Origin of the sequence: Phaeobacter sp. JH20_29, from assembly GCF_048056175.1 — a bacterium.
Classification (GTDB): Bacteria; Pseudomonadota; Alphaproteobacteria; order Rhodobacterales; family Rhodobacteraceae; genus Phaeobacter; species Phaeobacter bryozoorum.
This window is the reverse complement of record NZ_JAYMWO010000018.1, coordinates 298,906-311,655: the sequence shown is the minus strand read 5'-3', so window position 1 is coordinate 311,655 and position 12,750 is coordinate 298,906. Positions and strand designations below refer to the sequence as shown.

Genomic DNA, 12,750 nt, shown 5'->3' with positions numbered 1-12,750 from the left:
GAATTCCCGTGGCTGAGATGAACCTCGCTCCAGAAACCGGATCGTCTGCCAGCGCATCAGGCAGCCGTGACAGCTGGCTAAGGCGCAATCGTCAGACCCTTGCGCCCTGGCTCTTTCTGGCGCCCGGCGTGATTTTCTTTCTCTTCTACGTGATTTTCCCGATCGTACAGAGCTTCAACCTGTCGTTCTACCGCTGGGACGGGCTCGGTGATCCACAGTTCGTCGGCATGGAAAACTACCGGGAGCTGATGGATGATCGCGCGTTTGAGGTCTCGCTCTGGAATAACCTGAAATGGCTTCTGCTGTATTTGCTGGCAATCCCGGCAGGCCTGTTCATCGCGCTGTTCCTCAATCAGACCGTAACCGGCATTCGCCTATACAAGTCTCTGTTCTTCTTTCCATTTGTGATCAGTCAAGTTGTTGTCGGCCTGGTGTTCAGCTGGTTCTATGACCCGACCTTTGGCCTGCTCAATCAAGTGCTGGGCTGGGTTGGCCTTGGGCCGTTGAATGTGCTGGGGGATCCGACGCTGGTGACCTATGGCATCATCGCGGCAGGCCTGTGGCCGCAGACGGCCTATTGCATGATCCTCTACCTCACGGGCCTCAATGCGGTTGATCCCGAACAGGTCGAGGCGGCGCGGCTGGACGGTGCCAAAGGCGCCAAGATGCTGTGGTATGTAATCATCCCGCAACTGCGGCCGGCGACCTTTGTCGCCTTTGTCGTGACAATCATCGGCGCACTGCGCAGCTTTGATCTGATCTCCATCATGACCAACGGCGGCCCGTTCGGCTCCAGCCGGGTGCTGTCGTTCTACATGTTTGAAAAGGCCCTGTCGGAATATGGCTTCCGCATGGGTTATGGCGCAGCAATTGCAGTGGTGCTGTTCCTGATCATGCTGTGCTTCATCGCCTACTTCCTGTGGTCCATGTACCAAGACGACAAAGGGGGCCGCTGATGTTTCCGAAACCCATTCAGAACAGTTCTCGCGGATGGCAGGCCACCTATCAGGCCCTGGTTCCGACTGCGCTCGTCCTTTGGCTGTTGCCGCTGATCGCGGTGGCCATCTTCTCGATCAAACCGGATGTGGACTTTACCACCGGCAACTACTGGGGAATGCCGAGCTCGTTTGAAGGCGCCAGCAATTACGGCAAGGTTTTCTTTGGCTCCGACATGCCGCGCTACCTACTGAACTCCGTCCTGATCACGGTGCCGACGGTGATCGGTGCCGTAGCACTCTCCTGCATGACCGGCTTTGCACTTGGCGTGTATAAATTCCGTGGCAACCTGCTGCTGTTTTTCATGTTTGTGGCAGGCAACTTCGTGCCGTTTCAGATCCTGATGGTTCCGGTACGCGATCTGACGCTGGACATGGGGCTCTACAACACCAAAACTGGCCTAGTGCTGTTTCATATCGCCTTTCAGACCGGGTTTTGCACGCTCTTTATGCGCAACTTCATCCGCGCCCTGCCTTTTGAGCTGATCGAAGCCGCCCGCGTCGAAGGGGTCGCGGAATGGCGGATCTTCTGGTTCGTGGTATTGCCGCTGATGAAACCGGCAATTGCCGCGCTCAGCGTGCTGATCTTTACCTTCATCTGGAATGATTATTTCTGGGCAGTTGTTCTGACCCAGGGCGCCGAGAGCCAGCCAGTGACCGCAGGCATCACCTCCTTCAACGCGCAATACCGGGCAGCGTACCATCTGATGAGCGCGGGCAGCATCGTGGCGGCCCTGCCGCCGGTTGCGATGTTCTTCCTGATGCAGCGCCACTTTATCGCCGGTCTGACGCTGGGAGCCGTGAAGTGAGCACGGTGAGAGACATCCGCTGCTGGGCGCTTCAGGATCAGTGCCAAAGCCTGATCCTCGCCGCCCGTGGCACCGATCTGGCAGAGGTCATCTACTGGGGACCGCGACTGCCCGATGGAACCGATCTGGACGTGCTCGCCGCCGCCTCGCGCATGGATGTGACGGGGGGGATGCTGGATCAGGTGCCGCCGCTGTCGATCTGCCCCGAGGCACGCCGCACCTTCCCCGGCCAGCCCGGTCTGTCGCTGACGGATGGCGCGGGCAAGGCACTGCTGCCACGCTTCACCTTCGAGCGGGCGGAGGAAGGCACTCGGACCCTCACCCTCCACTATCGCGATGCCAATAATGGCCTGCACTATCAGGCACAGTTTGAGCTGACGCCCGCAACCAGCATGATCACTGCGCAGGCCGCTCTCACCTCGGAGCAGCCCGTCAGCGTGAACTGGCTCTCCGCTCCGGTCTTTCCGGCACCTCAGAACAGCCATGAGATGATCGACTTCCATGGCCGCTGGATCGGTGAATTTCAAACCAGCCGCACCGCCTGGAGCGCAGGCGCGCGGCTAAGGGACAACCCCACAGGGCGCACCGGGCATGAGCATTTCCCCGGTCTGATTGTGCCCTGCAGTGGTGCCACGAACAGCCAAGGATCCGCCTATGCCTTCCACTACGGCTGGTCGGGGGGCCATAGAATGCTGGCAGAGGAACTCCCCGACGGGCGTCGCCAAATCCAGTGGGGACACGCCACCGGCAGCCGCCGCACATCCGGCACGCGTTTTGAGACCGCGCCACTCTATGCGGTGTTCTCGGATCGGGGGATCAATGGCTGCGCTGTCACCTTCCAACGCCACCTGCGCGATGAGATCCTGCGACCACCTGAGCCTGTGCGCGCGCGTCCGGTACATTTCAACTGCTGGGAAGCGGTCTATTTCGAGCACGATCACGCCATGCTCTGCGAGATCGCAACCCGTGCGGCCGACCTTGGCGCGGAACGTTTCGTGCTGGACGATGGATGGTTCGGCAAACGTGATGACGATACCACATCCCTCGGCGACTGGACGATCGACAGGCGCAAATACCCCGATGGGCTGATGCCACTGATCGACCATGTCCACGCCGAAGGCATGGCATTTGGCATCTGGTTTGAACCGGAAATGATCAATCCTGAAAGCGATCTGTTCCGCGCCCATCCCGACTGGGTTCTGGGCGACTTGGATCAGGTGCTTGGTCGCCAGCAAATGGTACTGAATATCGCCCTGCCGGAGGTACAGGCCTATCTCTACGACCGCATTGCAGCGGTTCTGGCAGATCACCCAATCGACTATGTGAAATGGGACCACAACCGTGTCCTGCCCGAGCCGGACAGCGCCCAGGCCGAGGCAGCCTATGCGCTCTTTGACCGCCTGCGGGCAGACTTCCCCAAGGTGGAATTCGAGAGCTGCTCCTCGGGTGGCGGGCGTATAGACTTTGGGATCCTATCGCGTACCCATCGCGTCTGGCTTTCGGACAGCAACGATCCGCTGGAACGGCTGCGGATCCAGCATGAAGCGGCGCTTTTCCTGCCGATGGTGGTCACCGGCAGCCACGTAGGGCCCCGAAAATGCCACACCTCTGGCCGGGTGACAGACATCCGCCTGCGCGCCTGGGTCGCAGCGCAGCGCCACATGGGGTTTGAAATGGACCCGCGCGAGCTGACCGAGGAAGAGGCAGACATCCTGCGCAAGGTAACTTCCTGGTGGAAAGACAACCGCCACTGGATGCAGCGGGCCGATATTCTGCGGCTCGACAGTGACGATCCGGCGGTAATCGCAGAGCTACAGCGCGCAGAGGATGGCAGTCGGTTTGTCGTCTTTGCCGGGGTTTGTGAGGCCAGCGCACAGATCCTGCCCCGCCCGCTTCGCCTGACCGGGCTGGAGCCGGATACACTATATGAAATCAGCCTGCTGAACCGCAAGGATGCCCCCGGCCTGTCACGCGGTTCACCTCTTTTGAAAACCGGCACTGCCCCCCTTAGCGGCCAATATCTGATGCACCAAGGGATCACCCTGCCCTGGACATTCCCACAGTCGATCTGGGTGATTGAAGGAACACGCCTATGACCAAAGACAGACGAAATCGCGCCTGGTACGGCAAACTGGACAAAGACGGATTTATCCATCGCAGCTGGATGAAAAATCAGGGCTTTCCCGATCATGCCTTTGACGGCCGACCAATCATCGGGATCTGCAATACCTGGTCCGAACTGACCCCCTGCAACTCCGGTCTTCGCGATCTCGCCGAAGGGGTGAGGCGCGGAGTCTGGGAGGCTGGCGGCTTCCCGGTTGAGTTCCCGGTCATGTCGCTTGGCGAAACCCAGATGAAACCGACCGCGATGCTGTTCCGCAACCTTCTGGCCATGGATGTGGAAGAGTCGATCCGGGCCTATGGGATTGACGGCGTTGTCCTGCTTGGCGGTTGTGACAAGACCACACCGGGCCAGCTGATGGGAGCGGCCTCGGTCGATCTGCCTGCCATCGTGGTCAGCTCGGGCCCAATGCTGAACGGCAAATGGCAGGGTAAGGATATCGGTTCCGGCACAGACGTCTGGAAATTCTCCGAAGCGGTGCGCGCGGGTGAGATGACCTTGCAGGACTTCATGGCGGCTGAATCCGGGATGAGCCGATCCAAGGGCGTGTGCATGACCATGGGTACGGCCTCCACTATGGCGTCCCTCGTCGAAGCGATGGGGATGAGCCTGCCGACGAATGCCGCCCTGCCAGCAGTGGACGCCCGCCGCATGGCGCTGGCGCATCTCACCGGAAAGCGGATTGTCGAAATGGTGGAGGAAGATCTCAAACCCTCCGACATTCTGACCCGCGATGCGTTCATCAACGCGATCATGGCCAATGCAGCGGTTGGCGGCTCGACCAATGCGGTTGTCCATCTTCTGGCACTGGCTGGCCGTGTCGGGGTGGAGCTGACCCTGGATGATTTTGGTCTGGGGAGCGACATCCCCCTCTTGGTGAACTGCATGCCCTCTGGCAAATACCTGATGGAAGATTTCTGCTATGCGGGCGGCATGCCTGTCGTGCTGAAGCAACTTGCCGATAATGGGCACCTGCGCAGCAACACCACCGTTCTGGGGGGCGACATCACAGCATATGCCGAGGGTGCCGAATGTTTCAACGACGACGTCATCAAGAGCTTTGACGAACCCGTCAAACCGGCAGCGGGCCTGCGTGTTCTGCGCGGCAATCTTGCGCCCAACGGGGCCATCGTCAAGCCCTCAGCCGCGACCGATCATCTGCTGGAGCACGAAGGCGTCGCCCATGTTTTCGAGACCATTGAGGACATGAAAGCCAATATTGACCGCGACGATCTACCGGTGACCAAAGACAGTATCCTGGTGCTGAAAGGCGTCGGTCCCAAGGGCTATCCGGGTATGCCGGAGGTCGGCAACATGCCGATCCCACGCAAACTGGTGCGCGACGGGGTACGCGATATGATCCGCATTTCCGATGGTCGCATGTCCGGCACGGCATTTGGCACCGTGATCCTGCATGTCTCGCCAGAATCGCAGGCTGGTGGTCCCCTTGGTCTGGTCCAGACCGGCGACCGGATCCGGGTCAGTGCAAAGAACGGCACGCTTGACCTTCTGGTTTCGGAGGAAGAGCTGACCGCGCGCCGGGAAGCCTGGCGACCAGAGCCGCCGCATTACACGCGCGGCTATGCAAAACTCTATGTCGACAGCGTCCTTCAGGCTGAAAAAGGCGCTGATCTTGATTTTCTCGTGGGCAAAGACACCCGCCCCGTCACACGGGAGAGCCACTGATGAGCGATACTGCAATCTTTCCGGACCTGAAGGGCGCATCGGTTTTCATCACCGGTGGCGGTTCCGGCATTGGGGCCGCGCTGAGCGAGGGGTTTCTGCGTCAGGGCGCCAAGGTCGCCTTTGTCGGACGCTCCGATGCCTCCGCATTTGTTCAACGGATGGAAGCCGAGACCGGCAACCGCCCCTTGTTCATCCAATGCGACATCACCGATATCCCAGCGCTGAAATCCGCGATTGAGCAGGCGGCAGAGGCACATGGCCCGATCACCACGCTGGTGAACAACGCCGCCAACGATCAGCGCCACGCCACGCTGGATGTGGACGAAGAGTTTTGGGACTGGGCGCAGGCGATCAATCTCAAGGTCTATTTCTTTGCCTGTCAGGCTGTGCTGCCAGGGATGCAGGCCGCCGGTGGCGGGTCAATCGTGAACTTCACCTCCATCAGCTATATGATGGGCAACAGCGGCTACCCCGCCTATACGACTGCCAACGCAGGCATCAATGGCCTGACCCGCAGCCTTGCCCGCGAGTTCGGGCCGGATCATGTGCGGGTGAATGCGCTGGCGCCCGGGTGGGTGCTGACCGACAAGCAGCTTGATAAATGGGCCACGCCCGAGGCGCTTGCGGCCCATCTCGATCGCCAATGCCTGAAGGATCATCTCACCCCTCAGGATATCGTCGGCTCCACGCTTTTTCTGGCCTCGGCAACAAGCCGCATGATCACAGGACAGACGCTGGTGGTGGATGGCGGGGTTGTGGTGACAGGATGACGGCCGATCCCAACCGTTCCTTTGACATGATGCCAGCTGGCCCGACGCCTGCATGGATTGCGGCTGACTGGGGGACGAGCCAGCTGCGGCTGTGGGTGATGGACAACAGTAATCAGGTCCTCGACCGCATCACCTCTGACCGCGGCATGTCGCGGCTTGGCCCGCAGGACTATGAACCGACACTGCTGGGCCTGCTTGGCGATCGTCTGGCGCCCGGTAGCAACAGCGATGTCCGGGCGGTTCCGGTCATCTGCTGCGGAATGGCAGGTTCGCGTCAGGGCTGGGCCGAGGCCCCTTATGCCACCGCGCCCTGCCCCCCGCCGGGAATAGCCGAGGCGACCCGACCGCTGATACAGGACAAACGCCTGACCGTTTACCTGCTGCCCGGGATCAAGACAACCGATCCGGCGGATGTGATGCGCGGGGAAGAAACCCAGATTGCGGGGTACCTCGCACAAGACAGCAATCAGACCGCGCCTCAGGTCATTTGCCTGCCCGGCACCCATAGCAAATGGGTCAAACTGGATCGGGGCCAGGTCACCAGCTTCTCGACCTTCATGACCGGCGAGATGTTCGCACTGCTGCAAGGCCAATCCGTACTTCGACACTGCGTCTCTGAGGATGGCTGGGACGAAAAGGCGTTCAAACAGGCCGTGGCCAAGGCGCTCTCCTCGCCGGCTGCGATCTCGGCACAGCTGTTTCGTATCCGTGCGGATGCGCTGTTGTCCGGGCAGAACGCGGAGACCGGAAGAGCGCGCCTGTCAGGGCTTTTGATCGGTGCGGAGCTTGCCGCGACCCGGGGCTACTGGTCTCACCAATCCGTCACCATACTCGGCACAGATGCGCTGGCCCGCTGCTATGAAACCGCCCTATCCGCGCTGGGGTGCAAGCCCCGTCGCGTTGACGCCGAATCCCTGACACTCGCGGGCCTATGCGCCGCATATGACCAACTGCAAAAAGGCCAAACCCAATGAGCCGTAACATCATCGCCATCCTGCGCGGTCTGCGTCCCAAAGAGGCGCGCGCCATGACCGATGCCCTGATGGATGCAGGTATCACCAAGATCGAAGTGCCGCTGAACTCTCCCCAGCCTTATGACAGCATCGCCGTCATGCTGGATCAGGCCAAGGGGCGCGCCACAGTCGGCGCTGGAACGGTGCTCAACACCGGCGCAGTGGCGCAACTCGCGGCCATGGGGGCGCAGATGGTGGTTTCGCCAGACTGCAACCCTGATGTGATCCGTGCAACCAAAGCCGCAGGCATGTTGTCCTATCCGGGTGTCTTCACCGCGTCAGAGTGTTTTTCGGCTCTCCGAGCCGGTGCTGATGGTCTGAAGTTCTTCCCTGCCTTCAAACTGGGACTGGACGGTTTTTCGGCGCTGAAAGCGGTCCTGCCCGCTGATGCTGAAACCTACGCAGTTGGCGGTGTCGGGCCTGCGGATTTTGCCGATTGGCACAGGGCAGGCATCACCGGTTTTGGCATGGGGTCCTCTCTCTACAAACCCGGCCGCTCTGTCGAAGATGTCGCCCTCCTCGCTGCAGAAACCGTCGCGGCCTACGACGAGGCCTTCGATGACACGTGATCCGGCGCTCCATCCCATGACAGCGCAGGTCTTCAGCGAAACGCGCTGCACGCTGGGGGAAGGTCCGCTGTGGCATGCGACGCGCAAACAGTTGTTCTGGTTCGATATCCTTGAAAAACAACTGCTGAGCGTTGCCGGAGAAACGGAGATTAGCTGGCAGTTTGACGACTGCGTTTCCGCCGCGGGCTGGGTCGATGATCAGACCCTGATCATGGCCAGCGCCCGTGCGCTATGGCGGTTTGACATCGAAACCGGCACCCGCACGCATCTGATTGATCTGGAGGCCGATCAGCCGCTAACCCGCTCCAACGATGGGCGCGCAGATCCCTGGGGCGGGTTCTGGATTGGCACGATGGGCTACAAAGCGGAACCCGGCCTTGGCGCCATCTACCGCTACTATCGGGGCGAATTGCGCCAGCTGGTCGCACAGCAAACCATCACCAATGCCATCTGTTTTGCCCCTGACAAATCCTGCGCGTATTTCACCGATACAACGACCGGCAAGATCATGCGCCAGCCTCTGGCGACCAAAGACGGCTGGCCGGTTGGCGCGGCATCGGTCTTCCTCGACCTCAGCAACCAGGATTTTGGCCCTGATGGCGCGATTGTCGACGCCGAAGGCCGCTTTTGGAATGCCCAATGGGGGGCCGGCCGTGTCGCTGTCTATACCTCGACCGGCGCGCTGTCCGAGATCTATCCGATCCCAACCTCCCAGGCCTCCTGCCCTTCGCTTGGCGGGGACACCTTGTCAGAGCTGTTCGTTACCACCGCCGCAGACGGGCTGAATGATGCGGCTGCAGGTAGGACCTATCGCATTCAAACAACGGCCAAAGGCCAGCGCGAACACCGCGTCATTCTCTGAGGATCTCCATGCAGCGCACACTTGGCACCTGCTACTATCCCGAACATTGGCCCGAAGACATCTGGCAGGAGGACGCCGCGCGCATGGTTGCGGCCGGGCTCACCTGGGTTCGCATTGGCGAGTTTTCATGGTCGCGCATTGAACCTAGCCCCGGCGATCTGCAGTGGGGCTGGCTTGATCGCGCCATTGATGTGCTGGTGTCGGCTGGATTGAAGGTGGTGCTGGGCACCCCCACCGCTACGCCACCCCGCTGGATGGTGGACCGCCACCCCGATATGTTTGCGCTGGACGCCGACGGCAAACCGCGCGGTTTTGGCTCGCGCCGCCACTATTGTTTCAGTCACGAGGGCTACCGCGCCGCAGCCCGGCGGATCGTCTCCCTGATGGCGGAACGTTATGGCCCAGGTGACCGTATCGCCGCCTGGCAGACCGACAATGAATACGGTTGCCACGACACAACAATCAGCTATTCCCCGGCGGCACAGATCGCCTTTGTCCGCTGGCTAGAGGCGCGTTATGACGGCGATATTCATGCGTTGAACAGTGCCTGGGGCAATGATTTCTGGTCGATGAACTATGATCGCTTTGATCAGATCGGCCTGCCCAACCTGACCGTGACCGAACCGAACCCGGCGCATGTGCAGGCCTTCCGGCGGTTTTCTTCGGATCAGGTGGTGAGCTTCAACCGCGATCAGGTCGAGATTCTGCGTGCCCATTCCGATGCGCCGATTGCCCATAACTACATGGGGCGGGTGACCGATTTCGATCACTACAAGGTTGGCGAGAATCTCGACATCGCCAGTTGGGACAGCTACCCTTTGGGCTTTCTCGAAGATCGAGTGGGCGCCAACCCCGAGGACCAGCGCCGCTACGCGCGTCAGGGCGACCCTGATTTTCAGGCCTTCCATCATGATCTCTATCGCGCCGTCGGGCGCGGACGCTGGTGGGTGATGGAACAGCAACCCGGACCGGTGAACTGGGCCCCCTACAATCCCGCACCGCTGCCCGGCATGGTCAGGTTCTGGACCTGGGAGGCCTTTGCCCATGGTGCGGAGGCGGTCTGCTATTTCCGCTGGCGCCAGGCGCCGTTTGCGCAGGAACAACTTCACGCCGGTCTGCTGCGTCCCGATAGGCAAGATGCCCCTGCCATCGTCGAGGTGCGTCTGGTTGCCGATGAACTGGCCGCAGCGGGCGCGGTGGCACCGGCTCAAGCTCCCGTGGCGCTGATCTTCGACTATGACGCCGAATGGGCCTGGCAGGTGCAGCCACATGGCCAGGGTCTGAGTTATTTCGACCTTGTGCTGGCGCATTACCGTGCACTGCGACGGGCCGGCCTGTCTGTGGACATCGTTCCCCCGACACAGAGCGATTTTGCAGGATACGCCCTGATCCTTGCACCCGGTCTGATGCACCTCCCCGACCATTTGCGCGCAGCCTTGGCAACAGCGGCGGCTCAGGTGCTCTATGGGCCGCGAACAGGCGCGCGGGATGCGGACTTCAACATCCCGACCAGCCCCCTGCCCCCAGCATTGGACGGGCTAGATATTGTCGTTGCCGCAGTCGAGAGCCTGCGACCGGATATGCCGCTGCCGCTGGCGCAGGTCGACGGGGCCGTCACCGGTTATCTGGAAACACTGGATGGTCAGGGAGAGACTCTGATCGAGACGGCCAACGGTCAGCCCGTGGCTGTTGCCGCAGGAAACAAAGTCTACTGCGCGGGCTGGCTGGACGCGGCGGGTCTGGATCAACTTGTCGCAATGCTTTGCAAACGTGCGAAGCTGCGCATCTGCAAGATGCCGCTGGGCGTGCGTCGGCGCCAGACCGCGACCGAAGAGTTCTGGTTCAATCATCTGGCTGAAGCGGTAGAGACCGAGGTCGGCACTCTGCTACCTGCGGGCGTTCTGCGCAGAGCGAGAGGCAACTGATCGTACAACCACCCGCCCGGGCGGAAGCCCCGGCGGGTGGTTGCTTTCTGAGCCGACATCGGTTCAGACCGTACCGCCGAGGCTCCCCTCCAGTGTCGCCAGCTCTTGCCCGCCGGCCATCATGTCCTGCAATTCCTCTGGCGTGATTTCGCCGCGTTTTGCAGTACCGAGAGTCTGCCCGCGATTGAGAACGGTAAACCGATCACCAACGGCCATGGCATGGCGGACGTTATGGGTGATGAAGACAACCGCAACACCTTGCTTGCGGACTTTGTCGATGGTGGCCAGAACATTCGCTGTCTGGCGCACCCCAAGTGCTGAGGTCGGTTCATCCAGGATCAGCACTTTGGCCCCGAAATGCACCGCACGGGCGATGGCAACCGTCTGACGCTCCCCTCCCGACAGGGTTCCAACCGCCTGATCCGGGCCGCGCAGGTTGATGCCCATCTTGCGCATTTCTTCCATGGTGACCCGGTTGGCATATTCATGGTCAAACAGTTTCAGCGGGCCGATCTTGCGGATCGGCTCATTGCCCATGAAGAAGTTGCGACTGACCGACATCAGCGGGATCATCGCCAGATGCTGGTGTACTGTGGCGATTCCAGCGGCAATCGCGTCGCGAGGATCCGCGAAATGAAGTGGCTGACCCTCAAACAGGATCTCGCCTCTGGTCGGTTTATGCACACCGGACATGGTCTTGATAAAGGTCGATTTCCCGGCGCCATTGTCGCCAAGCAGGCAGTGGCATTCGCCCGGAAAGACGTCGACCGAAACCCCGGCAAGCGCAATGACGCTGCCAAAATGCTTCTCGATGCCCTGCATCCGGATCAAGGGTTGAGACATGGACATATCAGCGCTCCCCCGTGATGACGCGACGAATGTAGGTGTTGAGGATCACGGCAAACAACAGGATCAGCCCCAGGAAAACGCGGAACAGCGAACTTTCGACGCCAGCAAAGAACAGCCCCTGCTGCACGACGCCAAAGATCAGCGCACCCAGGGCGGCGCCAAGCACAGACCCGTAACCGCCAGTCAGAAGGGCACCGCCAATCACCACCGCAATAATCGCTTCGAACTCTTTCAGCAGGCCCCGGTCCGATCCCGCGCCACCAAATTCCATAACCTGACAGGTCGCAAAGACCGTCGCGCAGAAGGCGGTGAACATGAACATCAGGATTTTCACGCGGTTCACTGGCACGCCGGAATTGCGCGCGGCCTCGGCATCGCCGCCGGCCGCGAAAATCCAGTTCCCGAACCGTGTCTTGGTCAGGATGATATGTCCGACGATAACCAGCAGAATGGCCCAGACGATCAACATCGGCAGCCCGTCGACTACCGGCTGTCCCTTGCGGGTGCCGCGTTCAAAAACGGCGATCCAACCATTGTCACCCAGCCACTGGAACAATCCCGTCAGGATCTTGCCACCAAACAGAGCGGCCAGCCAATCACCCTCAGCTGCGTCTGCCACGCCACCGATAATGGTTTTGCGTTCAATGGTTTGCGGCAGGTAGATCGCAAACCCACGCAGAATGAACAGAAACGCCAGCGTGACGATGAAACTGGGCAACCCCGTCCGCACCACGATAAAGCCGTTCAATGCCCCGATCGCCATCGCCAGCACAAAAGTCACCAGGATCGCAAGCCAGACCGGCCAGCCCAGCGTCACGCTGAAGATTGCGATCAACATGCCGGTAAAACCGATCATGGAGCCGACAGACAGGTCAAACTCACCTGCGATCATCAGCAGGCAGGCACCAACCGCAATGATCATGAACTGGGCAGAGATCTGGCTCCAGTTCAGCACGCCCTGACTGTTGAACATGCCGCTGTCACCGGCAAAAATAATAAACATCGTGAAGACGGCGATGGTGCCGATAATGCCGCCGAGCTCTGGTCGGATCATGGCTTCGCGGAACTTCGAACGGCTCTTGATCCGTTCGTCCTCCGCAAATTGGGTATGTGCGTCAGACATTGTACTCTCTCTAAAAAAAGGGCGGCC

General features: G+C 60.6%; 11 protein-coding genes. 9 read left to right on the top strand and 2 right to left on the bottom strand.

Features of this window, described 5'->3' with window-relative positions; all coding sequences use genetic code 11:
* Nucleotides 1-17: 17 nt before the first annotated feature.
* The 9 genes from VWZ85_RS16405 to VWZ85_RS16365 are packed head-to-tail and all read left to right on the top strand — an operon-like array spanning nucleotide 18 to nucleotide 10,751.
* Nucleotides 18-956: a carbohydrate ABC transporter permease gene (locus VWZ85_RS16405; protein ID WP_416535883.1), complete on the top strand. Its 939-nt coding sequence runs from the start codon at nucleotides 18-20 to the stop codon at nucleotides 954-956.
* Complete coding sequence (locus tag VWZ85_RS16400; protein WP_340544765.1) at nucleotides 956-1,804, top strand: carbohydrate ABC transporter permease; 849 nt, start codon at nucleotides 956-958, stop codon at nucleotides 1,802-1,804. The genes VWZ85_RS16405 and VWZ85_RS16400 overlap by 1 nt, the downstream gene beginning before the upstream one ends.
* The gene (locus tag VWZ85_RS16395; protein WP_416589159.1) at nucleotides 1,801-3,900 is read left to right on the top strand and encodes an alpha-galactosidase; all 2,100 of its coding nucleotides are present in this window, start codon (nucleotides 1,801-1,803) and stop codon (nucleotides 3,898-3,900) included. Before VWZ85_RS16400 ends, VWZ85_RS16395 begins: the two co-directional genes overlap by 4 nt.
* The gene (locus VWZ85_RS16390) at nucleotides 3,897-5,612 is read left to right on the top strand and encodes an IlvD/Edd family dehydratase (RefSeq protein WP_416589157.1); all 1,716 of its coding nucleotides are present in this window, start codon (nucleotides 3,897-3,899) and stop codon (nucleotides 5,610-5,612) included. The genes VWZ85_RS16395 and VWZ85_RS16390 overlap by 4 nt, the downstream gene beginning before the upstream one ends.
* The gene (locus tag VWZ85_RS16385; RefSeq protein WP_416589156.1) at nucleotides 5,612-6,382 is read left to right on the top strand and encodes an SDR family NAD(P)-dependent oxidoreductase; all 771 of its coding nucleotides are present in this window, start codon (nucleotides 5,612-5,614) and stop codon (nucleotides 6,380-6,382) included. The genes VWZ85_RS16390 and VWZ85_RS16385 overlap by 1 nt, the downstream gene beginning before the upstream one ends.
* Nucleotides 6,379-7,356, top strand: coding sequence for a 2-dehydro-3-deoxygalactonokinase (locus VWZ85_RS16380; RefSeq protein WP_416589155.1), 978 nt, complete (start codon nucleotides 6,379-6,381; stop codon nucleotides 7,354-7,356). Before VWZ85_RS16385 ends, VWZ85_RS16380 begins: the two co-directional genes overlap by 4 nt.
* Nucleotides 7,353-7,964, top strand: a complete 612-nt coding sequence (locus VWZ85_RS16375; RefSeq protein ID WP_416589154.1) for a 2-dehydro-3-deoxy-6-phosphogalactonate aldolase — start codon at nucleotides 7,353-7,355, stop codon at nucleotides 7,962-7,964. The genes VWZ85_RS16380 and VWZ85_RS16375 overlap by 4 nt, the downstream gene beginning before the upstream one ends.
* Nucleotides 7,954-8,826: an SMP-30/gluconolactonase/LRE family protein gene (locus VWZ85_RS16370; RefSeq protein WP_416589152.1), complete on the top strand. Its 873-nt coding sequence runs from the start codon at nucleotides 7,954-7,956 to the stop codon at nucleotides 8,824-8,826. Before VWZ85_RS16375 ends, VWZ85_RS16370 begins: the two co-directional genes overlap by 11 nt.
* A gap of 8 nt (nucleotides 8,827-8,834) precedes the next feature.
* Complete coding sequence (locus VWZ85_RS16365; RefSeq protein WP_416589150.1) at nucleotides 8,835-10,751, top strand: beta-galactosidase; 1,917 nt, start codon at nucleotides 8,835-8,837, stop codon at nucleotides 10,749-10,751.
* A 63-nt stretch (nucleotides 10,752-10,814) separates the two neighbouring features.
* Here VWZ85_RS16365 and VWZ85_RS16360 read toward each other — a convergent pair whose 3' ends face one another.
* Both VWZ85_RS16360 and VWZ85_RS16355 read right to left on the bottom strand, forming a co-directional pair.
* Entirely contained in the window at nucleotides 10,815-11,600 is a 786-nt protein-coding gene (locus VWZ85_RS16360; protein ID WP_340544757.1) for an ATP-binding cassette domain-containing protein, read from the bottom strand.
* A gap of 1 nt (nucleotide 11,601) precedes the next feature.
* A complete protein-coding gene (locus tag VWZ85_RS16355) occupies nucleotides 11,602-12,723 on the bottom strand; it encodes an ABC transporter permease (protein ID WP_340544756.1) in 1,122 nt (373 codons plus the stop codon).
* Nucleotides 12,724-12,750 lie beyond the last annotated feature (27 nt).

Coding starts and splice junctions, on each gene's coding strand:
- VWZ85_RS16405 (WP_416535883.1), top strand. CDS start 18: ATGAACCTCGCTCCAGAAACCGGATCGTCTGCCAGCGCATCAGGCAGC.
- VWZ85_RS16400 (WP_340544765.1), top strand. CDS start 956: ATGTTTCCGAAACCCATTCAGAACAGTTCTCGCGGATGGCAGGCCACC.
- VWZ85_RS16390 (WP_416589157.1), top strand. CDS start 3,897: ATGACCAAAGACAGACGAAATCGCGCCTGGTACGGCAAACTGGACAAA.
- VWZ85_RS16385 (WP_416589156.1), top strand. CDS start 5,612: ATGAGCGATACTGCAATCTTTCCGGACCTGAAGGGCGCATCGGTTTTC.
- VWZ85_RS16380 (WP_416589155.1), top strand. CDS start 6,379: ATGACGGCCGATCCCAACCGTTCCTTTGACATGATGCCAGCTGGCCCG.
- VWZ85_RS16375 (WP_416589154.1), top strand. CDS start 7,353: ATGAGCCGTAACATCATCGCCATCCTGCGCGGTCTGCGTCCCAAAGAG.
- VWZ85_RS16370 (WP_416589152.1), top strand. CDS start 7,954: ATGACACGTGATCCGGCGCTCCATCCCATGACAGCGCAGGTCTTCAGC.
- VWZ85_RS16365 (WP_416589150.1), top strand. CDS start 8,835: ATGCAGCGCACACTTGGCACCTGCTACTATCCCGAACATTGGCCCGAA.
- VWZ85_RS16360 (WP_340544757.1), bottom strand. CDS start 11,600: ATGTCCATGTCTCAACCCTTGATCCGGATGCAGGGCATCGAGAAGCAT.
- VWZ85_RS16355 (WP_340544756.1), bottom strand. CDS start 12,723: ATGTCTGACGCACATACCCAATTTGCGGAGGACGAACGGATCAAGAGC.